This window comes from Brevundimonas sp. Leaf168, assembly GCF_001423685.1.
GTDB lineage: Bacteria > Pseudomonadota > Alphaproteobacteria > Caulobacterales > Caulobacteraceae > Brevundimonas > Brevundimonas vesicularis_C.
Genome location: NZ_LMOY01000008.1, coordinates 272,404 through 293,106, shown reverse-complemented (window position 1 = coordinate 293,106; position 20,703 = coordinate 272,404). Strand labels below are relative to the sequence as shown.

Below are 20,703 nucleotides of genomic sequence, written 5' to 3'. Positions count from 1 at the left end.
CCTACGTCGTCTCGGGGTTCAGGAAAGTGCGGGTCAGTTCGACCGCATCGGCCAGGCCCATGCGCTGGACCTCGGTCCCGGGCGGCAGGCTGGCGAACAGGCGGGTGGGAGTGGCGGCGTCCAGCATCAGGAACACCCCCTTGTCGTCGCCGCGCCGGATCAGCCGGCCAAACGCCTGGGCGATGCGAGCGCGGGCCAGGGCATCGTCATAGCCCTTGCCTCCCAACCGTTCGCGCCGCGCCTTGTGCAGCAAATCCGGGCGCGGCCACGGCACACGGTCGAAGGCGAGCACCCGCAGCGACCGTCCCGGCACGTCAACCCCGTCGCGCACGGCGTCGGTGCCCAAAAGGCAGGAATTCTCCTCGACCCGGAACATGTCCACCAGCGCCCCGACCTCCAGCGGATCGACGTGCTGGGCATACAGAGGCACGCCCGACTTCGCCAGATCCGGCCCCAGCCGCTCATAGACCGCCTTCAATCGGCGAATGGCGGTGAACAGGCCCAGCCCCCCGCCGCCCGCCGCCAGGAACAGTTCGCGCATCGCCGCCGCCGTCTGGCGCGGATCGTCCTTGACCAGATCGTTGACGACGATGACCCGGCTGTTGGCCGCATAGTCGAACGGGCTCTCGACCTTCAGGGTGCGAGGCGGCTCGATCAAACGCGCCGAGCCGGTCCGCATCCGCGCCAGATCGAACGGGTCTTCCTGCAAGGGATCGGACAGGGTGGCCGACGTCACCAGCACCCCGTGCGACGGCACGATCACGGCGGCCTCCAGCGGAACCGTCGGGTCGATCCAGTGGCGACGCAGCGCCACGTCGTGGATACGGCCGAACGCCGTCTCGGCCGACAGCCAATCGACGAAATCAGGATCGGGCTGATCGCCCCCGTCCTCCAGCGCCGCCAGCATCGACCGCCACCCCGGCAGGGTCATGCGCGCGCGCCGATCCAGTCCGCGCAGCGCCCCTTCGATCCGCGACCGTTGCGACCCGTCCAGCTCGGCCGCCTCGTCGTCCAGAATGTCTTCCAGATGTCGCGACAGGGCCAGCAACGGCGCCTCGATGGCGGCCAGGGCCTGGGCCGCCGCACGCGCCGTTTCGGCGACGGGATCGGTCACCGGCTTCAGCGCGCACTCCATGCCGAACTCGGGCCCGCCCCCGAATCCGCCATTGCTGTTGGTCTCGGCGGTGCGCGCCCGAAGCTGGTCCAGGGCGGCGGCCAGGAACGCCTCGATCGGGCCGATCGGATTGACCTCGCCGGAGGCTGGCGCAACGCGGCCCGATACGCCTTCCCCCGGCAGGGCGGCCGAGGCGCGGATGGCGTCCTGCAGCGCCTTCATCGCCGCCTCATTGTCGTTGACCATGTCGCCCAGCCGCTGTTCCAGCCCGCGACCGCGACGCCCCCGCCCCTCCGGCCCCCGAATCCAGCGGCGCAGCTCGGCCGCCTCCTGCCCCGAGAGGCAGGCGGAAAAGGCGCTGTCGGCGGCGTCGAACAGGTGGTGGCCCTCGTCGAAGACGATCCGCTTCAGCGCCGCCGTCTCACCGTCAGACTTCTGGCCCCGCGCCGACCGCGCGCCGTCGAACGCCGCCTGAGTCAGGACCAGGGCGTGGTTGGCGATGACCAGATCCGCGCGGCGGCTGGCGCGAATGGTCTTCTCCACGAAACAGGTGCGGTAGTGCGGACAGGCCGCGTGGACGCACTCGCCGCGCCGATCCACCAGATTAGCCGCTCCCGCCGCATGGGCGGCCGGCATGGCGAACAGGCCAGGCAGCCAGCCGGGAAAATCCCCGCCCGTCATATCGCCGTCGCGCGTATGCAGCGCCCAGCGCCCGGCCAGCGCCAGGCCGATCAGGTCGCCATTCCCCAGCTGGGCCGCCTGCACCATGTCCTGCAGATTAAGGACGCACAGATAGTTCTCGCGCCCCTTGCGGATCACCGCCTTCTTCTTGCGCTCGGCCGGATCGAGCCACAGCGAATGGCTTTCACGGTCGATCTGGCGTTGCAGCGCGCGGGTGTAGGTCGAGATCCAGGCCGCTCCCTGGTTCCGCTCGGCCCACAGGGAGGCGGGCGCCAGATAGCCCAGGGTCTTGCCCGTGCCGGTCCCCGCCTCGGCCAGCAGCATGCGGGGCCGCCCCTCTTCGTTCCTCGGCGAAAAGGCGAAGGCGGCTTCGGCGGCGTAGTCCGACTGGGTCGGCCGCGTCTCGTCCAGACCCGAGGCCTGAAGCAGCTTCTCCAGCCGAATGCGGGCGCTCTCGCTGTCGACCGGCGCCGATCCCGCCTCGCCGCGCGGCGCCTCGTCCTCCCATTCGGTCAGGCGCGACCAGACATCCATCCCCGACCCGCGATGCTGGCGCGCCCGCACGCCACCGGCCTCCAGCGCCTGAACGACACGTTCGCCCCAGGCCCAGCCCGCCCGCTGCATCGTCAGCGCCAGGACATAGGCCGCCTCGCGCTCGACATAGGCCGGATCAGCCAGTTCGCGCAGCAGCAGCCCCGCCGCCTCACGCAGGGCCGCCGCCTGTTCCTCCGCCGACTTCGGCTCGGCCAGCCCCAGCGACAGCGCCAGCCCCGTCGGCGACGGCGCACAGAACCGCGCCGGCCGCACGAAGGCGTAAAGTTCCAGCACATCCATCAGATCAGCTGATCGCGGCGGCGGCGTCAGCCCCAGCCGGCGCGCCGTCAGCGAGGCATGCGCCACCATCACCGGCCCGGTGCTGAAGAACCCCTCGGCCGCCCCGCGCCCGATCTTCCTGGCCCCCGCCTCGTCGCATACCGCACCTGCGCCCGGCGGCGTGGCGAGCGCTGGCGGCAAGTCCGCCCACGGCTGGGCGCCGGTCAGGCGGGTTTCGGAAAGGACGGATTCGTCGAACACTTCCGATAGATAGCGAGCCTGGGGCTGAAACGGAACGGGAACATGCTATATCCCGTCCGTGACGACCGCCGCCGCTCCCGCAACGCTTCCGCCTCTGTTCGCCGACTGGTTCGCGTCGCGCGGCTGGTCGCCCCGGCGGCATCAGCTGGAGATGGTCGCGGCGGGGGCGGCCGGCAGCCACGCCCTGCTGGTCGCGCCGACCGGCGGGGGCAAGACGCTGGCGGGGTTTCTGCCCAGCCTGATCGACCTGGCCGAGCGCGGACCGAAGCCGGCAACCGGACCGGGGTCAGGCGTGCATACGCTTTATCTGTCGCCGCTGAAGGCCCTGACGACGGACGTCGAGCGCAATCTGATGACCCCTATCCGCGAGATCGGGCTGAACATCCACGTCGAGACGCGCACCGGCGACACCAAACAGTCCAAACGCCAGCGACAGCGTGATTTTCCGCCCGACATCCTGCTGACCACGCCCGAGCAGTTGGCGCTGTTCTGCGCCTGGGAAGGCGCCCGGTCCTATTTCGCCGATCTGAAGTGCGTGGTGCTGGACGAGGTGCACGCGATCTGGAGTGGCAAGCGGGGGGACCTGCTGTCGCTGGGTCTGGGACGATTGCAAAGCTTCGCACCCGATATGCGCCGGGTGGGGCTGAGCGCGACCATCGAGGATCCCAATCTGATCCGGGGATGGTTGGCGCCGGGCGATGCGGAGACGAAGAACCCCTCCACCGCTTCGCGGTCCCCCTCCCCGCAAAGCGGTGAGGAGACGCAAGCCGACTTGTCTCCTCCCCATGCCATGGGGAGGGGGACCGCTGAAGGCGGTGGAGGGGCTCTTGACGCGGTGACCCTCGTCCGCGGCGACCCCGGCGCGCCTGCGGTTATCGACGTGCTGATTTCAGAGGGCAAGGTGCCCTGGGCCGGCCACACGGGCCAGCACGCCATTCCGGAGGTATACGCCGCCATCCAGCGTTCGACCCTGGCGCTGATCTTCGTCAACACCCGCTGGCAGTCGGAGTTTGTGTTCCAGCAGCTGTGGGCCATCAACGACGAAAATCTGCCCATCGGCCTGCACCACGGCTCGCTCGCCGCCGAACAACGGCGCAAGATCGAGGCCGCCATGGCGCGCGGCGACCTCAGGGCCGTGGTCTGCACCTCGACGCTGGATCTGGGCATCGACTGGGGCGATGTGGATCTGGTGATCCAGATGGCGGCGCCAAAGGGCTCCAGCCGCCTGGTCCAGCGGATCGGCCGCGCCAACCACCGGCTGGACGAGCCGTCGCGTGCGCTTCTGGTGCCCGCCAGCCGGTTCGAGATGCTGGAGTGCCAGGCGGCGCGCGAGGCCGTCGCCGACAACGCCTTCGACTGGGAGCCGGTCCACATCGGCACGCTCGACACCCTGGCCCAGCACGTCATGGGCGTCGCCTGTTCCGAGCCGTTCGACATGCAGGTCCTGTATGACGAGATCACCGGCTGCGGCCCCTATCGCGCCCTGACGTGGGAGCAGTTCGAGGAGGTGGTCGACTTCGTCGCCACCGGCGGCTATGCGCTGCGCACCTACGACCGGTTCGCCCGGATCGTGCGCACGCCGGATGGACGCTGGAAGGTCAGAAACCAGCATATCGCCCAGCGCCACCGCATGAACGTCGGCGCCATCGTCTCAGCCGGCACGCTGAACGTCCGCGTCGCCAGCCGTCGCGGCGGCGCCTCGCGCCAGCTGATCGGCGGCCGCAAGGTGGGCGAGGCCGAGGAGTGGTATTTCGAACAGCTGACACCCGGCGACACCTTCCAGTTCGCCGGCCAGACCTGGGCGTTTCAGGGCATCACCGGCACCGACGCCCTGGTCACCCACGCCAATGACAGCGACCCCAAGATTCCGTCGTGGGGCGGATCGAAGTTCCCGCTGTCGACCTCGTTGGCGGACCGGGTGCGGACGATGATCCACGACCGCGACCACTGGCGTGTCCTGCCGCCCGACGTGCAGGAATGGCTGGAGTTGCAGGAAACCCGCTCGGTCATTCCCGACGCCGAATCCATGCTGGTCGAAACCTTTCCGCGCGGCAGCCGGCATTTCCTGGTGGCCTATCCGTTCGAGGGCAATCTGGCCCACACCACCCTGTGCATGCTGCTGACCAGGCGGCTGGACCGGATGGGCGTCGGGCCGCTGGGCTTTGTCGTGACCGACTATTCGCTGGCGATCTGGTCGATCAAGCCGATGGACACGATCGATCTGGACGCCCTGTTCCAGCCGGACATGCTGGGCGACGATCTGGAAGCCTGGCTGGAGGAAAGCTTCATGATGAAGCGATCCTTCCGCAATTGCGCCCTGATCTCGGGCTTGATCGAACGTCGCCAGCCCGGCGCCGAAAAGACCGGCCGGCAGGTGACCTTCTCCACCGACCTGATCTACGACGTGCTGCGCCGCCACCAACCTGACCATCTGCTGCTCAAGACCGCCCGCGCCGACGCCGCATCCGGCCTGCTGGACGTGGCGCGCCTGGGCCAGATGCTGACCCGCATCGAGGGACGCATCCGCCACCAACCCCTGAACCGCGCCTCGCCCTTCTGCGTGCCCGTGCTGGTCCAGATCGGACGCGAGCGGGTCAGCGGAGACGCCGCCGAAATGATCCTGGACGAAAGCGCCGACCTGCTGATCGCCGAGGTCATGGACGACGCCGAGCCGCCCAGCCAGTCTGGGGCCGCCGCATGAACGCCGCCCTGCGCCAGACCCTGTCCCCGGCCCGCAAGATCTGCGGTTCGCTGAGCGTGCGGATCGCGGGCGAGGCCTGCGTGCTGCGCTGTTCCGGCGCGATGTGGGTTCCGGCACACCGCACCCTGATCGTCGCAGACCTGCATCTGGAAAAGGGCTCTGCCTTCGCGGTGCGCGGCCAACTTCTGCCGCCCTATGACAGCCGCGCCACGCTGGACAGGCTGGAAGCCGAGATCGTCGAACTGAACCCGGCCGTGGTCGTGCTGCTGGGCGACAGCTTCCATGACACCAAGGCCATTCCCCGCATGGCGGCCGACGACCGGGCGCGGCTGGACCGGCTGGCGGCCGGGCGCGACTGGCTGTGGCTGGAAGGCAATCACGACCGCGAGGCCCTGAATCGCAGCATGGCTCGCGATGCGGACACGGCGTCCCGCCTGCCCGGCCGGATCGTCGGCGATATGATCCTCGGCGCGTTGCGCCTGACCCACGAGCCGGAGGCGCTGACGGCCGGCGAGGACCGGCGCGGCGAGGTCGCGGGCCACCTGCATCCCGCCGCCAAGATCGCCGCCTATGGGCGCGGCGTGCGCCGTCCTTGCTTCGTCACGGACGGATCGCGGATCGTCCTGCCGGCCTTCGGGGCCTTCACCGGCGGGCTGAACGTGCTCGATCCCGCCATCGCCGACCTGTTCGCCGCCCCTCCTATGGCCGCCGCCCTGGGACGAGACCGTGTCCACGCTCTGGATTGGGCGATCCTGCGATAAGTTGTTCGTAAAGCGTTCAGCACGTCGCTTCACCGCATCTTGGCGGACGGCGATGCAGGATGACGGCGGATCAAGGTTACGGACACCCGCCTCATGCTCACGCCCCGCCGCATCGTCATGGCCGCCCGCCTCGGCTTCGCCCTGGCGGCGCTGGGCATGGCCGTCCTGATGCTGGGACCGTTCCAGGGTCTGGAACAGGTCTTCGGGCTGAACGACAAGGCCGCCCACGTCATCGCCTTCTATGGCGTGGCCAGCGGCCTGTTTCTGATCGCGCCGAACCAGCGCCGCGACGACCTGGCCCTCTATGTCATCGCCGCCGCTTTCGGCGCCGAACTGCTTCAGGCTCTGACCGGCCGAAGCGTCTCCGTCATCGATTTCCTGGCGGGCGCGGCCGGCGTCGCCGCCGCTTGGGCGCCCGGCCGGATCGAACAGTTGCGCCAGGCCTTCCGCCGCCATCCGGACATGACTCTGGCCGAGATCGATCGTCTGGATCGCCGGCTGCGCCGTCGCCGCGTCGAAACCAGCCGCCCGGGCGTCGCAGTCCTGCGGCCCTAGGGCCTGATCGGCTGAGGAGAAATCGCTTCGCGATTCCGCTGATGCCGTGAGTCAGGCTCCAGATTCATGCTGGAGCGAAATCTGAGCCGAGTTGGACTGGGTCCAACTCAACCGATTTCGCTCTAGGGCTCCAGCTCGATGTCCCAATAGAGATAGTCCAGCCAGCTCTGGTGCAGATAGTGCGGCGGGAAGCGTCGGCCGGCGTCCTGAAGCTGCCAGGCGTTGGGGCGATAGGGTTCGCGGCGGATCGGCATCATGGCCTGGCGCGGCGTTCGTCCGCCCTTCGCCAGATTGCAGGGGCTGCAGGCCGCGACGATATTGTCCCAGGTCGTGCGTCCGCCCTGTGAGCGCGGGATGACGTGGTCGAAGGTCAGTTCAGCCGACTGACCGCAGTACTGACAGGCGAAGCCGTCGCGCAGAAAGACGTTGAAGCGGGTGAAGGCGGGGCTGCGGTCCTGATCCACATAGCTGCGCAGCGCAATCACGCTGGGAAGCTGCATCTCCATCGACGGCGAGCGGACGACCTTGTCATACAGGGACACCACGTCCACGCGGTCCTGATAGACCGCCTTGACCGCCTCCTCCCACGGCCACAGCGACAGCGGATAGTAGGACAGCGGCCGGAAGTCGGCGTTCAACACCAACGCGGGGAAGCCGGAAGGCGGTCGATGGAGAACCTGCATCAGGCCCTCCCGCGCGGACGGGGGGATTTTGAGGCGACAGAGGTGAGGACACGTCTCCTTCCCTAGTCTTGTGAGATCAGCCTACCCCTGATTCCCGCTCATCGCCATGACCAGTGTGCAGCGTTTTCGTGACGTCCTGCCTCAGACCCGGCGCGCGTGGGTCGGGAACCCCGGCAGGGTCCAGCCCCAGCGCAAGGCGGCCGCGCGCAGCAGGAAGCCCGACAGCGCCGCGACGATGGCGGCGGGCCAGACGCCGACGCCTGGCCCCCGCAGCACCATATAGACCGTCGCCGCCAGGATCGCGGCCGTGACGTTGATCTCTCGCCGCAGCAGGATCGACGGCTGGCCCGCCAGGGTGTCGCGCACCACCCCGCCGAAACAGGCCGTCAGCGTGCCCATGACGATGCAGATCAGGGCCGGCGCCCCGGCCGCCTCGGCTTTTGCCGCCCCCATCACGCCATAGGCCGCAAGACCCACGGCATCGAGCCACAGCAGGGCGCGAAACCGCCAGTCGCGCTGCCCCACCAGCCACAGGGCCGTCGAGGCGAACAGGCAGACCGCCAGATAGCGCCAGTCCTGCACCCAGAAGACCGGAAGGCCCAGCAACAGGTCACGCAGCGTCCCGCCGCCCACGCCGGTGATGGCGCCGAAGAAGGCGAAGGTGACGACGTCGTGCTTCTCCCGCGCGGCGGCCAGGGCGCCGGTGGCGGCGAACACCGCCACGCCGGCGAAATCCAGCGCGGTCAGCACGGTCTGCGGATTGCGCAGCGGTTCGGTCAGAGCGGGATCGAGCGGGGTCATACCGGCGCATCCAGCGCGATCTCGCCGCGCTTCACGCCCGTGTACCACGCCCACAGCAGATGAGTGGCGACCGCACGATAGGGCCGCCAGATCTCGGCGCGGGCATAGGCGCCCTTTTGATCGGGCCGCACCTCTGCGCCGTCCGCCCAGCGGATCGCCTCCTGCAAGGCCACGTCGCCGCCGGGAAAGACATCCAGCCGCCCCTCGCACATCATCAGATAGGCCTCGGCCGTCCACAGGCCCACGCCCTTCAGCGCCGTCAGGGACGCGATCGCCGCCTCGTCATCGAGGTTGGCCAGATGCTCCAGATCGATCTCGCCCGCGATCTGCGCCCGCGCGATGCCCTGTCCATAGGTCGCTTTTTGTCGCGACAGGCCCATGCCGCGCAGTTGATCCAGATCGTGCGCCAGCAATCGCTCGGGCGTGATGCCGCCCATGCCTTCGCGCAGCCGCGCCCAGACTGAAGCGGCCGAGGCCACCGAGACCTGCTGCTCCACGATCATGCGGAACAAGCCTTCGAACCCGCCCACTCTCAACCGCCATTCCAGCGGCGGCGTCTGGGCGTCCACGCGCGCGAGCGCCGGATCGGCGGCGACCAGCGCCTGGCGCGCAGCGGCGATGTCATCGGGCGTGGGTGCGAACGGCATTCGCCATGCTTACGGCCCGTCGCGCTTGTCGGAAAGAGCGGGGGCGCCGTTGAGGGCCGCAAACCGCTAAGGAGCGTCGTGATGTTCGCCACCCGCTTCGCTCCATCGCCTACCGGCCGCCTTCACAAGGGCCACGCTTTTTCGGCCCTGACCGCCTGGACGGCGGCGAAGGCGGCGGGCGGGCGGTTCGTGCTGCGCATCGAGGATATCGATCCGACACGATGCCGGCCGCAATACGAGGCGGGCATTCTGGAGGACTTGGTCTGGCTGGGTCTGGATTGGGAGACGCCGGTCCGGCGCCAGTCCGATCATCTGGCCGAGTATGCCGCCGCGATCGAGATTCTGCGGGCGCGCGGCCTGCTCTATCGGTGTTTCCGCACGCGCAAGGAGATCCTGAGCGCCATCGGCGAGGCGCCGCACGGGACGATGGAGGCAGCGAGACCCGGTCCGCATTCAGCGGACGAGGAGGCGCACCTGCTGGCCTCGGGTGCGCCATTCGCCTGGCGGCTGTCGCTGGATCGGGCGCGAGAGGCCTTGGGCGAGGCGACCTGGAACGGCCTGAGTTTCGTCGAGGAGGGCGAGGGTCCGAACGGCGAAACCGGCGTCATCGCCGTCGATCCGCAGGCGGCGGGCGATGTCGTCCTGGCGCGCAAGGACACGGGCGTCGCCTATCATCTGGCCGTGACCCATGACGACGCCCTGCAGGGGATCACCCATGTGATCCGCGGCCAGGACCTGTTTCAGGCCACGCATGTGCAGCGGCTGATCCAGACCCTGATGGGGTGGCCGGCGCCGACCTATCGCCATCATGCCTTGCTGATAGGGCCGGACGGACGGCGCTACGCCAAGCGGGATCGTTCCATCACCCTGGCCGAGCTGAGGGCCGACGGATTGACGGCCGAGGGCCTGCGCGCCGAGCTGGGCTTCAGCTCCGCCGGCTGAAGATGCGCGAGGCGCCGTAGCCTGTGAGCGCGGCCAGCACGACGCACAGCACGCCGTACAGCCACGGCCGACGGTGGGCGAACTCATAGATGTCGCGCTCCAGCCCGACCTTCTCGACCGTCAGGGTCAGGTTCGACACCGACTGCGGCTCGCCGTCCTGAAACAGCCAGACCTCGGCGTAGTATTTTCCGGTGGGCGCGACGGTCGGCAGTTTGACCTCGGCGCGGAACAGGCCCCGGTCGACGAACTCGACCCCTTCGGAATCGGTATCGTAAAGGGCGGCGGCTTCCTTCAGCCGGATCACCGCGCGACGCCAGTCCAGATAGTCGTCGCCGAGACGGCTGACGACCACGTCACGCACGCCGTAGCGGGTGACGGTGCGGCTTTCCTCGGGCGCGTCGATGCGCAGGTGATCGACGCCGACGCCGAGGCGGCGCAGCTGGCCGAAGTCGGCGATGTCGCTGAGCGGGCGCGTCGAGGCGGTCATGTAGAAGCCGGGCGCGCCCTCGAACAGCACGGGCCGGCTGTTCAGCCAGACACCCGAGGTGCGCGTCTTCTTGACCAGGCGGATCGGCGCGTCCGGCCCCCGCACCACCACCACCACGTCGGCCGGTTCAGGCGTCGGATTGAACACCGCGCCGTAGAGGACAATGGACGCGCCCCGGAAACTGCTGTCGACCCGAACCTGGGCGTCGGTCAGGGCGGCGGCGACGCGCAGCTCTCCGGTCGTCGCTTCGGACCGATCAAGCGGCGGGGCCGCGACGGGGGGCGGAGGGGGAGGAAGCGCCTGCATCAGTCGGCGATCCCCGGCGCGATCATGAAGATGTCGTTGGGCCGCACGAACAGATCCAGCCCCATCTGGATCCCGACCAGCAGCACGATCAGGCCCAGCGCCGCGCGGAGTTCCTCGGCGCGGAACCGCCCGGCGAAGCGCGCGCCGATCTGGGCGCCGACGACGCCGCCCAGCAGCAGGATTGTGGACAGGACGATGTCGACCGTCTGGTTACGCCCGGCCTGAAGAATGGTGGTGATGGCGGTGGTGATGATGATCTGGAACAGGCTGGTGCCCACCACCGCGCCCGCCCGCATGCGCAGGATATAGAGCATGGCCGGCACCAAGATGAACCCGCCGCCCACCCCCATGATGGCCGACAGGACGCCTGCGAAGACCCCCAGGCCGAACGGCGGCAGGGCGCTGATATAGAGACCTGACTTCGGGAACTTCATCTTCAGCGGCAGGCCATACAGCCACATCGGCCGCCGACGCTGCTTGTGCGGCGCGGGCAGCCCCCGGCGACGGCGCAGGATCTCGGTCAGGCTCTCGTTGAGCATCAGAATGCCGATCGCGCCCAGGAAGACGAGATAGGACAGGGCCACGACCAGGTCGGCCTGGCCCAGAAGGCGCAGGTAGCGAAACAGTTCGACCCCCGCCAGGGCGCCGGCCGCGCCGCCGGCTGCCATCACCGACCCCATCTTGAAATCGACCGAACCCGCCCCGGCATAGCGGATGACGCCCGAGGTCGAGGAGGCCACGACATGGCTGGCCTGGCTGGCGACAGCGACGGTCGGTGGAATGCCCAGGAAGACTAGGATCGGCGCCATCAGGAAGCCGCCGCCGATGCCGAACAGGCCGGACACGAATCCGACCACCGCCCCCAGGATCACTAGGGTCGGCCAGTTCACCGAAACCTCGGCGATCGGCAGATAGATGTCCAAAGGACGCGCCTTCGGCTGGAGCGGACACAAGAATCGCCGTCAGGCGGGCGAGGTCGGGGACGACCGGGCGACCGATAGCCGCCCGGCGCCTGGGAATCTAGCCTGTCGCCTGGGCTTGGGCCTGCGATTGACCCTGCGACTGAGCCACGAAGGCGTCGGCGGCGGTGCGGGCCGCGCGCTGGGCCGTGGCGCTGGCCGTCGGGCGCAGACGCGTCACGGCGGCCTGGGCCTCCGCATCCCCGCCGCGCGCGGCGATCATGTACCACTTCAGCGCTTCGGTCGGATTCTTGGCCACGCCGTCGGCGCCGGTCTCATAGATGCGCGCGACATTGTACTGGCTGTCCGGCAGGCCGCGCTCGGCCGCGTTCAGCAGCCAGGTCAGGGCCTCGGCCTGATTGGTCGCGCCGCCGTCGCCTTCATAGAGCTGCATCCCATACAGATGCATCCCGCGCGGATCGCCGCCCTCGGCCGCGCGACGGCCCCACTGACGGCTTTGGACCGGATCGGCGGGCACGCCGTTGGCGCCATCTAGATACAGCTGACCCAGATAGGTCTGGGCGGGGGCGTAGCCCAGGTTGGCGGCGCGCTTCATGCCGTCCAGGCCCGAGTTGTCGCCGGCCTCAAGCTTGCCGATCGCAGCCTCATAGTCCGCAGCGCCAGGGCCGCCGATGTCGAAGGTCGCTTTCGGGCCGGTCGGCGTCACCGCCGACGCGGCCAGAGGCACGGCGCCGTTCGTCGTCGAGCCGCCGCCGAAGCTGGGCATCTCGAAGTCCGGGGCGCCGCCGTCGGTCAGGGACAGATAGCCATAGACGCCCCCGGTCAGGGCGACCGCAGTGACCGAAGCCAGAAAGGTCTTCTTGACCGTCGAGCCGTCTTTTGACGCCTGCCGGTCCAGCCGTTCCTGCAGCTTGGACTTACCGCCGCGCTTCAGGCCGAAGCCCGAGCGGGGCGCAGGTTCCGGCTCGGCCGGCGCGGTGATCGCAGCACGGGCGGCGTCGATGGTGCTGCGGGTCGAGGCGGCGCGGCCGGCGGCGGCGGCGGCTTCCATGCTGGAGCGCAGCCGGCGCGGATCCACGAACTCGGTCTCACCGCCGAAATCGTCGTCGTCCGCATCCAGGACGGCGGCGTTGCGCTTTTCGGCCGGTGCGGTCGAGAAGCCCGGCGACGTCGCCTCCAGCGCGTCCTCGACGTCGGCGCCGCCGAAACCGCTGAAGGGCTGGATGATGGGTTCGACGCCGTCGGGATCGACCTGGCGCATCGGCATGTCGTCAGCCAGCGCCTCGGCGGGCTCGGCCTCGGTCTGGGCGACGGGCGACGAGGGGAAGGGCGCGGCGGTCGCGACTTCGGGCGTTACCGGATCGCTGGACCAGGCGTCCTGGTCGGTGAAGGTCTCATCGGGGAAGGCGGCGGCGCGCCAGTCGCCTTCGATGGATGCGGACTGGATCGGCGCCTGTATCGTCGCCGAGCCGGCGCGTTCCAGCACCTGTCGCGCCGGCGTCCACGCCGGCTCATTGTCCAGCGGCTTGTCACGGATCGGCGTGGGCGCGCGGGCGTCGATGCTTTCGCGGGCCTCGGCCAGCAGACGGGCGGTGCGCTCTTCGCTGAGACGCATCCGCTCGGCCAGTTCGCCGGAGGCGCGGTCGTAGCGCTGCTCGATCTTGTCCGAGCTTTCCGACAGGCGTCGGCCGATGTCTTCCAGCGCCTGCTGCGAGCGGCGCTCGGACTGGGCGATGCGATCGCTCAGCTGGTCCGAGATGCGGGTGATCTCGCCGCCCAGCTTCTCCAGGGCGATGGCGTGGCGATCGTCGCTGGCGGTCAGGCGTTGGTCGACGCGGTCGACGTGGCGGGCGAACTCCTGGTCCAGACGCGCGGCGCGGCGCGCGACCTCGGTTTCGATGGTCTGGCTGACGACGTCGGCGGCGGCGCGGGCGACCGCGTCGGTGCGACCGTCGTTGTCCGTCTCGACCTTCTTGACCCGCGCATTCAGGTTGCGGGCGATGCGCAGGACCTCGCGGCCCATGGCCTCAAGGCCGATGGCGCCCTTCTCTTCGGACGCCTTCAACTGATCGCCGACGGCCTGGACGGCGCGTTCGATACGGTCGATGCGCGCGCCGGTTTCGGCGGCGTCGAGACGCTGCATCATCTCGGCGCGATTGTTGTCGATCTGACGCGACAGGCTTTCGGCCAGTTTCTCGAAACGGGCCAGGTCGCGCGCGCCTTCCGGCTCGACGCGGCTTTCGGCCGTCCGCATCCGCTGGTCCAAGGCGGCGAACGAGCGTTCCAGCGTCTTCAGGGCTTCGGTCGTGCGGTTCTGGGCCTCGTCCAGACGCGCGCTGACCTGGGCCAGCATTTCCGTGCCGACGCCGGGGCCGGCGGCCTTCTCGACCGCCTCCATCCGCTCGCGCAGATCACTGACGCCCAGACGCTGGCGTTCCTCGATATCGTACAGACGCCCGGTCAGCGCGCCCAGGGAGGTCTCGATCTTGCCGAAGGCTTCCTGGGTCGACGGGCCGGTGTCGCGTTCGAAGGCGCGCAGGCGGCGATGCCCTTCGCGCAACTCCTCGGCGATGTCGTCGATGCGGCGTGCGGCGCCCTGGGCCTCGGCCTCCTGACCGTCCAGCCGGCGCATCAGGCCCGCAACGGCCTGATCCACGCCCTGAATGGCGACGGTCGAGCGGCGTTCGGCGGCTTCCAGCCGCGCGGCGATCACATCGATGGAGGCGCTGATCCGCTGCTGGCTGTCTTCGACCTCATAGGCGTCGTCCAGACGGCGGCTGCGGTTGCGGCGTTCGTAATCGGCGGCTTGGGAGCGACGCGGCAGGGTGGCGTAGCCCTCCTCCTCGTCTTCCATGATCATGGAGTTGAGCCATTCGCCCAGCGTCATGCCGGACCGGCGCGCCAAATCCTTGGCGACCTCGCGTGCTTTGGGATCGATTCCCTTAACGCTCCACGGCGCTGCAGCGCTCACTGATTCGTCTCCCAGCCCATGCGACGAAGGCTATACCGTCAATATCGAGGGTGTAAACTGATGGTTAACCGCAATATCTAGCAGCGATATCCCAATCCTGTGGACATCGCGCCAGACAGCCGGATTTGTGAATCATCTCGGTTAACGCGGCATGAAGATTAACCTCCCGGCAAGGGTTCGCTTGCCAAGCGCCGCGGCTTTCGCCACCTGCGGCGCATGAGCCTGACCACCACCCTCGTCCTGCTGGGCGTTACCCTCATCGTCATGGTCTTCTGCGGATGGCGCGGCGCGCGGCCGCCGGATCCGTTCAAGGGACCGCGCCTGATGCCGTGGCGGTTCCTGATGGTCGGCGCGGCGGCGATCGCCATGCTGCTGCTGATCCATCTGGCGACGCTGTTCGGCGCCGAGCGTGCGCCCTGGATACCCGGCGCCTAGAGACGGGAACCTGATTACGGCCGGTCGGTTGAACCTTGCGAACCACTCAAGGAGAGACCGCGTGTCCGACAAACTGACCCCCGCCGAGGCCGAGAAGGAATTCTGGAAAAGCCTGAAGGAGTCCAACACCGGCATGCTGGGCATCGATCGCCCCGGCTATCACCACCAGCCCATGACCGGTTTCGGCGAGGACGAGACGGGGACCATCTGGTTCTTCACCCGCGACGACACCGACTTCGCCCGTGACGTCGCCGGCGGCGGCCAGAACGGCATGTTCTGCTACCAAGCCAAGGACGGCAAGGTTCAGGCCTGCATTCACGGCCGACTGGCGATCGATCAGGACCGCAGCCGCATCGAGAAATACTGGAACCCCGTCGTCGCCGCCTGGTATCCGGACGGCAAGGACGATCCCCACCTGACTCTGATCCGCTTCGACGCCGACGACGGTCGCGTCTGGGTCTCCGACAAGGGCGCGCTGGGCTTCGGCTACGAAGTCCTCAAGGCCAACCTGACCAAGAGCGTCCCGGATGTCGGCGGCGTGTCGGACGTGAAGCTGTAGGCTTCGACGCTTCAGAAACCAGAAAGGGCGGACCCGATCGGGTCCGCCCTTTTTCGTTCAGCCACCGAAGCACCAGGCCAGGACGGCCTTCTGGGCGTGGATGCGGTTTTCGGCCTCGTCCCAGACCAGCGAGCGCGGCCCGTCGATGACGGCGTCGGTGACTTCCTCGCCACGGTGGGCGGGAAGGCAATGCAGGAAGACCGCTTCGGGATCGGCGAGATCCATCAGGGCTTCGTCGACGCCGTAATGTTCGAAGGCCGCCAGCCGCGCCTCATAATCCTGATCCCCCATGGAGACCCAGGTGTCGGTGACGATGACGTCGGCGCCCTTGACCGCCTCGCGCGGATCGCTGGTCAGGGTGACGGCGTCGCCGCCCTTGGCCAGGTCGCGAAGGTCCGGGTGGTATTCCGCCGGGCAGGCGACGTTCAGATGGAAGCCGAACTTGGGCGCCGCGTGCATGAAGCTGTGGCAGACGTTGTTGCCGTCGCCGATCCAGGCGATTGTCTTGCCGGCGATCGGGCCACGATGCTCCTCGATCGTCTGCAGGTCCGCCAGGATTTGGCACGGGTGCGACCGGTCGGTCAGGCCGTTGACCACCGGCACGGTGGAGACGCGGGCGAACCGCTCGACATCCTCGTGATCGTTGGCGCGGATCATCACCGCATCGACCATGCGCGACAGGACCCGGGCGGTGTCCTCCACCGGCTCGCCGCGCCCCAGCTGCATGTCCGAGGCCGTGGCGATGATGGACGAGCCGCCCAACTGGCGGATCGCCGCGTCGAAGCTGAACCGCGTGCGGGTCGAGTTCTTCTCGAAGATCATCGCCAGAACGCGGTCCTTGCCCGGCGCATCGGCGTCGGCGCGCCCCTGGGGCCAGCCCTTGCGGGCGGCCTTGCGGGCATGGGCGTCGTCCAGGATGGCGCGCAGATCCGCCGCGTCCAGCCGGTGGATGTCGAGAAAGTGCCGGACCATATGTCTAGCTCCGCTCATCCCCGCGAAGGCGGGGACCTAGTGCTGTGGGCGACAGCCGCCCGTCGGGTGTTTCATCCGCCGACCCCGCGTTCTCGAAAGAAGTGGGTCCCCGCTTTCGCGGTGATGAGCGGATGTCGGGCTCAGGCCGCCAGCTTTTCGCGGGCGACCTCGCAAGCCGCTTCGAAACGGGCCACGGCTTCGCGGGCTTCGTCCAGCGTCAGGTTCAACGGCGGCAGCAGGCGCACGCAGTTGTCGCCGCCGCCGGCGATCAGCAGCCGCTGCGTGTCGCGCGCCAGGGCCATGAACTCGCGATTGTTCGGCACCATCTTGATGCCGATCAGCAGACCCTTGCCGCGGACGTCGGCGATCACATCGGGGAAGCGTTCCTGAAGGCCGGCGAACTGCTGCTTCAGATAGCCGGCGACCTCGTTGACGTTGTTCAGCGTCTCGGGGCTGTTGATCAGGCTCAGCGCCTTCTGGCCGACGGCCATGGCCAGGGGGTTGCCGCCGAAGGTCGAGCCGTGAACGCCGACCGTCATCCCCTTGGCCGCCTTGGCCGAGGCTAGGCAGGCGCCGATGGGGAAGCCCCCGCCCAGGGCCTTGGCCACCGCCATGATGTCCGGCGCCATGCCCGCCCATTCGTGGGCCCACAGCTTGCCGGTCCGGCCCATGCCGCACTGGACCTCGTCGAAGATGATCAGGACGCCGTGTTCGTCGCACAGGTCGCGCAGCCCCCGCAGGCACTGTTCGGGCATGGCGCGGCAGCCGCCCTCGCCCTGCACGGGCTCGACGATGATGGCGGCGGTCGTGGGGTTGGCGATGGCGGCCTTGATCGCCTCATGGTCGCCCCACTTCAGCTGGTGGAAGCCCTGCATCGGCGGGCCGAAGCCCTCGGTATAGCTGGGGTTGGCGGCGGCGTTGATCGCGCCATAGGTCCGACCGTGGAACGAGCCGTCGAAGCCGTAGATGTCGATCCGCTCAGGCGCGCCGTTGGCCGAGTGGTATTTGCGCGCCGTCTTCAGCGCGCATTCGACGGCTTCGGTGCCCGAGTTGGTGAAGAACACCACGTCGGCGAAGCTGGATTCGCACAGGGCGACAGCCAGCGCTTCCTGACCCGGAATGCGGAAGATATTAGAGACGTGCCACAGCTTCTCGGCCTGGTCCTTGACCGCCTGGACCAGTTCGGGGTGGGCGTGGCCCAGGCCGTTGGTTGAGATGCCGGCGACGCAGTCGAGATATTCGGTCCCGTCGGTCGCCCACAGACGCGCGCCTCGGCCGCGTTCCACTTCCAGCGGCGCGCGATTGTAGACACCCATCAGATGTTCAGTGGACACGGGACCAAGACCTCCAAAAGCGAGACGGCCCCGGCGCGAGCGCGACGGAGCCGGATCAATACGGTCAGGCGTTGTCGGACGCGCGAGGGTCTTAGTCAACACCGGCGCCAAGGACGCCCCGCGCTCGCACATCGCCGACCAAGATACGCAGCGCCTGCAGTTGATCCGTCTCCAGCACGCGCTGGGGCAGGATGAAGTTGGTGTTGGGCGAGGCCGCGAAGATCAGGCGATCCTTGTCCTCCACCACCGCGACCAGATTGCGCCAGCCGATGCGGGTTTCGAAATCCGCCCCCGACAGCGCCAGACCCCTGTCATCGATGCGCCAGTCGGTTGGCTTCTGCGCGATCGGCGACCGGCGCGCCGCCGCCATGACCCTGTAATGCGCCAGGACCGAAAGCCCGATAAAGCCATACAGCCCGACCATCTGCAGGCCAACGATCCAGCCGATCCGCTCCAAAGGCAGGCCGAGGCAGACGGCAATGGTCGCCAGCATGGCGCCGCCCAGAAACAACACGGGCAGGTTCGCCCAGCGCCGGACGACGGGCCACGCCTTGACGGCCGCCCGACCTTCCTTCGGCGTCGGCTGGACGCCGCGAACCTCGATGACTGTCGTCACTCGCCGCCGGGCGTCGTGGCCGGGGCCGCCGGTGCGGTTTCGGCGGCGACCGCTGCGTCCTTGGCCTGGATTTCAACCAGCTTCTTGTCCAGGGCCAGGCCGAGATCGGCAATGAACAGGCCGAAGCGGGCGACGTCGACGCCCTTCAGATACGACAGCTTGTCCTCGGTCGAGTGGATGCGCTGGAAGACGGGCGGGACGAAGCCTTCCTTCAGGCCGGTGTCCTTGCCGCCGTTGAAGGCCAGCCACATCTGGTGGGCGCCGACCGCATCCTGAGTGCCCATCGACACCACCGGCACGCCGGCGGCCGAGAAGGCGCGGTCGTCGCTGGGCGGATAGGTCGGATAGGGCATGCAGTCGAAGCCGCGTTCGGCGCACAGGCCGCGCAGCGTCTCCAGCACGAAGGCCGATTGCGGCCCATTGTTCTCGCCGTACATGACCGTCTGGCCATAGGCGGCGACATCGGCATTGATGACGGCGGCGATCCGGTCCTTGCCGTGTTTCTCAAGGAAGGCCTTGGCGCCCAGAAGGCCCAGCTCTTCCTGGTCGGTGAAGACGAAGACGAAGCGGTGGGCGACCGGCTGGCCTTCCAGCGCCATGTCCAGCGTCTTGGCCGCCTCCATCATCGCCATGACCGAGCCGACGTTGTCGACGATGCCCTGCGACAGCGTTCCATCGCGCAGCTTCACCGCGTCATAGTGGGCGGTCAGGACGATATCCTTGTCGCCCTGCCCCACCGTGACGACGACATTGGCGCCTTCCATCGGGCCGGTGGCCTGGTTGCCGCCTTCGAAGGTCTGGATTTCTGGCGTGAAGCCCAGCGTCGTCAGAAAACCGACCAGAACCTGGGTCCGCTCGGCGTTGGTGGGCTTGATGAACTGGGCGGCGCCGGCGGGGATGTCTGGGCGATCGCCGGCCTGGGGCGTCGCCTCCTGAGCGAAGGCGGGAACCGCGGCGAACAGGGCCGTGGCGGCGACGAGCGAACGAAACAGCATGAAGCGGACCTCTCGGGGGAGCGATCCGCAACAGGTAGCGATCTAGCTCTTAAGACGCCAGCCCGAGCGGAACACCAGCCAGCAGACAACGCCCATGACGGCCATCAGCACGGCCGACCCTATGACGCCGACCGTCAGATTGCTCTCGGCATGGCCGATGAAGCCGTAGCGGAAGCCGTCGATCAGATAGAAGAAGGGGTTGTAGCGGCTCAGCGCCCGGAACGGCTCAGGCAGGTTCTCGACGAGATAGAAGGTCCCCGACAGGAAGGTCATCGGCATGACGATGAAGTTTTGGACCGCCGACAGGTGGTCGAACTTCTCGCTCCACAGCCCCGCCAGCACCCCGGTCATGCCCATGATGAAACAGGCGGCCAGGGCGAACCAGACGATGGCGAGGATGTTGGCGATCCCCAGCGGCGCGAACGGCAGCACGCAGATCGCCGTCACCAGACCGACCGCCAGGCCGCGCGTCGCGGCGCCCAGCGTAAAGCCCAGCGTCAGCTCAAGCGGGCTGAGCGGCGGGGTCAGGAAGTCGGTCGCGGTACCCATGATCTTGGCCTGGATCAGGCTGGACGAGGCGTTGGCGAAGGCATTGTTCAACATGGCCATCATGATCAGGCCGGGCGCGACGAACAGGGCGAACGGCGTGCCGTGCAGCGGCGGCCGCGCGTTCTGAAGCGCCACCACGAACACCAGCATATACAGCAGCGTCGTGACCACCGGCGCCGCCACTGTCTGCGCGCCCACCTTCCAGAAGCGCCGCACCTCGCGCAGATACAGGGTCTGCACCCCGATCCAGTTGATCCCCGGATAGCGACGCGGCTGCGGCAGGCCGGCAGGCCGGGTGGAGATCAGATCGGGCATATCGGTCATGGCCCGCCAGATGCGCTTTGAAGCCTTGCTGCGCAAGGCCGGGTGACTGGTGAATGGTGAATCGTGACTTCCGAAGGGCGCAGCCGTGTTCCACGACCCAACTCGCCACGCCACTCACCCACTAACCATTCACCGCTCACCAATCCGCCTTAACCTTAACGATGATTCAATATCTGGTTTCTGTGGACAGGATGATTCGCACATCTTGCGTCTCTTAACGGCTGGTTTACGATTAGTTGTAGGTCAAGACCCCGGAGGGGGAGCCTGGACCTAGAT

18 protein-coding genes are annotated in these 20,703 nt (G+C 68.3%); 6 read left to right on the top strand and 12 right to left on the bottom strand.

Annotated elements, in window-relative coordinates; genetic code table 11:
• Position 1: 1 nt before the first annotated feature.
• The gene (locus ASF81_RS08710; RefSeq protein WP_055807728.1) at positions 2 to 2,869 is read right to left on the bottom strand and encodes an ATP-dependent DNA helicase; all 2,868 of its coding nucleotides are present in this window, start codon (positions 2,867 to 2,869) and stop codon (positions 2 to 4) included.
• 151 nt (positions 2,870 to 3,020) lie between these two features.
• On the opposite strand from ASF81_RS08710, the gene ASF81_RS08705 reads away from it, so the two are divergent.
• From ASF81_RS08705 to ASF81_RS08695, 3 genes are all read left to right on the top strand, one after another.
• Positions 3,021 to 5,570: a ligase-associated DNA damage response DEXH box helicase gene (locus ASF81_RS08705; RefSeq protein WP_235559290.1), complete on the top strand. Its 2,550-nt coding sequence runs from the start codon at positions 3,021 to 3,023 to the stop codon at positions 5,568 to 5,570.
• The gene (gene pdeM, locus ASF81_RS08700; RefSeq protein WP_055807721.1) at positions 5,567 to 6,331 is read left to right on the top strand and encodes a ligase-associated DNA damage response endonuclease PdeM; all 765 of its coding nucleotides are present in this window, start codon (positions 5,567 to 5,569) and stop codon (positions 6,329 to 6,331) included. The genes ASF81_RS08705 and pdeM overlap by 4 nt, the downstream gene beginning before the upstream one ends.
• A gap of 93 nt (positions 6,332 to 6,424) precedes the next feature.
• Positions 6,425 to 6,886 carry a hypothetical protein gene (locus ASF81_RS08695; protein WP_055807718.1) on the top strand — a complete coding sequence of 154 codons (462 nt, stop codon included), beginning with the start codon at positions 6,425 to 6,427 and terminating at the stop codon, positions 6,884 to 6,886.
• Positions 6,887 to 7,008: 122 nt separating this feature from the next.
• Here ASF81_RS08695 and ASF81_RS08690 read toward each other — a convergent pair whose 3' ends face one another.
• From ASF81_RS08690 to ASF81_RS08680, 3 genes are all read right to left on the bottom strand, one after another.
• Entirely contained in the window at positions 7,009 to 7,569 is a 561-nt protein-coding gene (locus tag ASF81_RS08690; RefSeq protein ID WP_026108602.1) for an HNH endonuclease, read from the bottom strand.
• Between the two features lie 141 nt (positions 7,570 to 7,710).
• A complete protein-coding gene (locus tag ASF81_RS08685) occupies positions 7,711 to 8,370 on the bottom strand; it encodes a trimeric intracellular cation channel family protein (RefSeq protein ID WP_055807715.1) in 660 nt (219 codons plus the stop codon).
• A complete protein-coding gene (locus ASF81_RS08680) occupies positions 8,367 to 9,017 on the bottom strand; it encodes a DNA-3-methyladenine glycosylase (protein WP_055807712.1) in 651 nt (216 codons plus the stop codon). The genes ASF81_RS08685 and ASF81_RS08680 overlap by 4 nt, the downstream gene beginning before the upstream one ends.
• A gap of 78 nt (positions 9,018 to 9,095) precedes the next feature.
• Here ASF81_RS08680 and gluQRS point away from each other — a divergent pair, with 78 nt between their 5' ends.
• A complete protein-coding gene (gene gluQRS, locus ASF81_RS08675) occupies positions 9,096 to 9,959 on the top strand; it encodes a tRNA glutamyl-Q(34) synthetase GluQRS (RefSeq protein ID WP_055807709.1) in 864 nt (287 codons plus the stop codon).
• Here the strand turns inward: gluQRS and ASF81_RS08670 are convergent.
• The 3 genes from ASF81_RS08670 to ASF81_RS08660 form a co-directional block, all read right to left on the bottom strand.
• Positions 9,943 to 10,752 carry a TIGR02186 family protein gene (locus ASF81_RS08670; protein WP_055807706.1) on the bottom strand — a complete coding sequence of 270 codons (810 nt, stop codon included), beginning with the start codon at positions 10,750 to 10,752 and terminating at the stop codon, positions 9,943 to 9,945. The genes gluQRS and ASF81_RS08670 overlap by 17 nt on opposite strands.
• Entirely contained in the window at positions 10,752 to 11,675 is a 924-nt protein-coding gene (locus ASF81_RS08665) for a sulfite exporter TauE/SafE family protein (RefSeq protein ID WP_017506607.1), read from the bottom strand. Before ASF81_RS08665 ends, ASF81_RS08670 begins: the two co-directional genes overlap by 1 nt.
• A 97-nt stretch (positions 11,676 to 11,772) precedes the next feature.
• Complete coding sequence (locus ASF81_RS08660; protein WP_235559282.1) at positions 11,773 to 14,643, bottom strand: hypothetical protein; 2,871 nt, start codon at positions 14,641 to 14,643, stop codon at positions 11,773 to 11,775.
• Positions 14,644 to 14,859: 216 nt separating this feature from the next.
• On the opposite strand from ASF81_RS08660, the gene ASF81_RS08655 reads away from it, so the two are divergent.
• Both ASF81_RS08655 and ASF81_RS08650 read left to right on the top strand, forming a co-directional pair.
• Positions 14,860 to 15,078, top strand: a complete 219-nt coding sequence (locus ASF81_RS08655; RefSeq protein WP_055807699.1) for a hypothetical protein — start codon at positions 14,860 to 14,862, stop codon at positions 15,076 to 15,078.
• Between the two features lie 61 nt (positions 15,079 to 15,139).
• Entirely contained in the window at positions 15,140 to 15,637 is a 498-nt protein-coding gene (locus ASF81_RS08650; protein WP_055807696.1) for a pyridoxamine 5'-phosphate oxidase family protein, read from the top strand.
• A gap of 57 nt (positions 15,638 to 15,694) precedes the next feature.
• On the opposite strand, the gene argF is transcribed toward ASF81_RS08650, so the two are convergent.
• From argF to ASF81_RS08625, 5 genes are all read right to left on the bottom strand, one after another.
• Positions 15,695 to 16,609 (bottom strand): ornithine carbamoyltransferase, encoded by a 915-nt coding sequence (gene argF, locus ASF81_RS08645; protein ID WP_039244004.1) that lies wholly within the window; start codon positions 16,607 to 16,609, stop codon positions 15,695 to 15,697.
• Positions 16,610 to 16,749: 140 nt separating this feature from the next.
• Positions 16,750 to 17,943: an aspartate aminotransferase family protein gene (locus tag ASF81_RS08640; RefSeq protein ID WP_255353874.1), complete on the bottom strand. Its 1,194-nt coding sequence runs from the start codon at positions 17,941 to 17,943 to the stop codon at positions 16,750 to 16,752.
• 91 nt (positions 17,944 to 18,034) lie between these two features.
• The gene (locus tag ASF81_RS08635; protein ID WP_055807690.1) at positions 18,035 to 18,559 is read right to left on the bottom strand and encodes a YcxB family protein; all 525 of its coding nucleotides are present in this window, start codon (positions 18,557 to 18,559) and stop codon (positions 18,035 to 18,037) included.
• The gene (locus tag ASF81_RS08630) at positions 18,556 to 19,554 is read right to left on the bottom strand and encodes a M28 family metallopeptidase (protein ID WP_055807687.1); all 999 of its coding nucleotides are present in this window, start codon (positions 19,552 to 19,554) and stop codon (positions 18,556 to 18,558) included. The genes ASF81_RS08635 and ASF81_RS08630 overlap by 4 nt, the downstream gene beginning before the upstream one ends.
• Before the next feature lie 42 nt (positions 19,555 to 19,596).
• Positions 19,597 to 20,427 (bottom strand): ABC transporter permease, encoded by an 831-nt coding sequence (locus ASF81_RS08625; protein WP_055807877.1) that lies wholly within the window; start codon positions 20,425 to 20,427, stop codon positions 19,597 to 19,599.
• Between the last annotated feature and the right edge of the window lie 276 nt (positions 20,428 to 20,703).

What these genes read in the sequence shown, in the direction of transcription:
- ASF81_RS08705 (WP_235559290.1), top strand. Translation starts at nt 3,021, where the DNA reads ATGGTCGCGGCGGGGGCGGCCGGCAGCCACGCCCTGCTGGTCGCGCCG.
- pdeM (WP_055807721.1), top strand. Translation starts at nt 5,567, where the DNA reads ATGAACGCCGCCCTGCGCCAGACCCTGTCCCCGGCCCGCAAGATCTGC.
- ASF81_RS08695 (WP_055807718.1), top strand. Translation starts at nt 6,425, where the DNA reads ATGCTCACGCCCCGCCGCATCGTCATGGCCGCCCGCCTCGGCTTCGCC.
- ASF81_RS08690 (WP_026108602.1), bottom strand. Translation starts at nt 7,569, where the DNA reads ATGCAGGTTCTCCATCGACCGCCTTCCGGCTTCCCCGCGTTGGTGTTG.
- ASF81_RS08685 (WP_055807715.1), bottom strand. Translation starts at nt 8,370, where the DNA reads ATGACCCCGCTCGATCCCGCTCTGACCGAACCGCTGCGCAATCCGCAG.
- ASF81_RS08680 (WP_055807712.1), bottom strand. Translation starts at nt 9,017, where the DNA reads ATGCCGTTCGCACCCACGCCCGATGACATCGCCGCTGCGCGCCAGGCG.
- ASF81_RS08670 (WP_055807706.1), bottom strand. Translation starts at nt 10,752, where the DNA reads ATGCAGGCGCTTCCTCCCCCTCCGCCCCCCGTCGCGGCCCCGCCGCTT.
- ASF81_RS08655 (WP_055807699.1), top strand. Translation starts at nt 14,860, where the DNA reads ATGAGCCTGACCACCACCCTCGTCCTGCTGGGCGTTACCCTCATCGTC.
- argF (WP_039244004.1), bottom strand. Translation starts at nt 16,609, where the DNA reads ATGGTCCGGCACTTTCTCGACATCCACCGGCTGGACGCGGCGGATCTG.
- ASF81_RS08630 (WP_055807687.1), bottom strand. Translation starts at nt 19,554, where the DNA reads ATGCTGTTTCGTTCGCTCGTCGCCGCCACGGCCCTGTTCGCCGCGGTT.
- ASF81_RS08625 (WP_055807877.1), bottom strand. Translation starts at nt 20,427, where the DNA reads ATGACCGATATGCCCGATCTGATCTCCACCCGGCCTGCCGGCCTGCCG.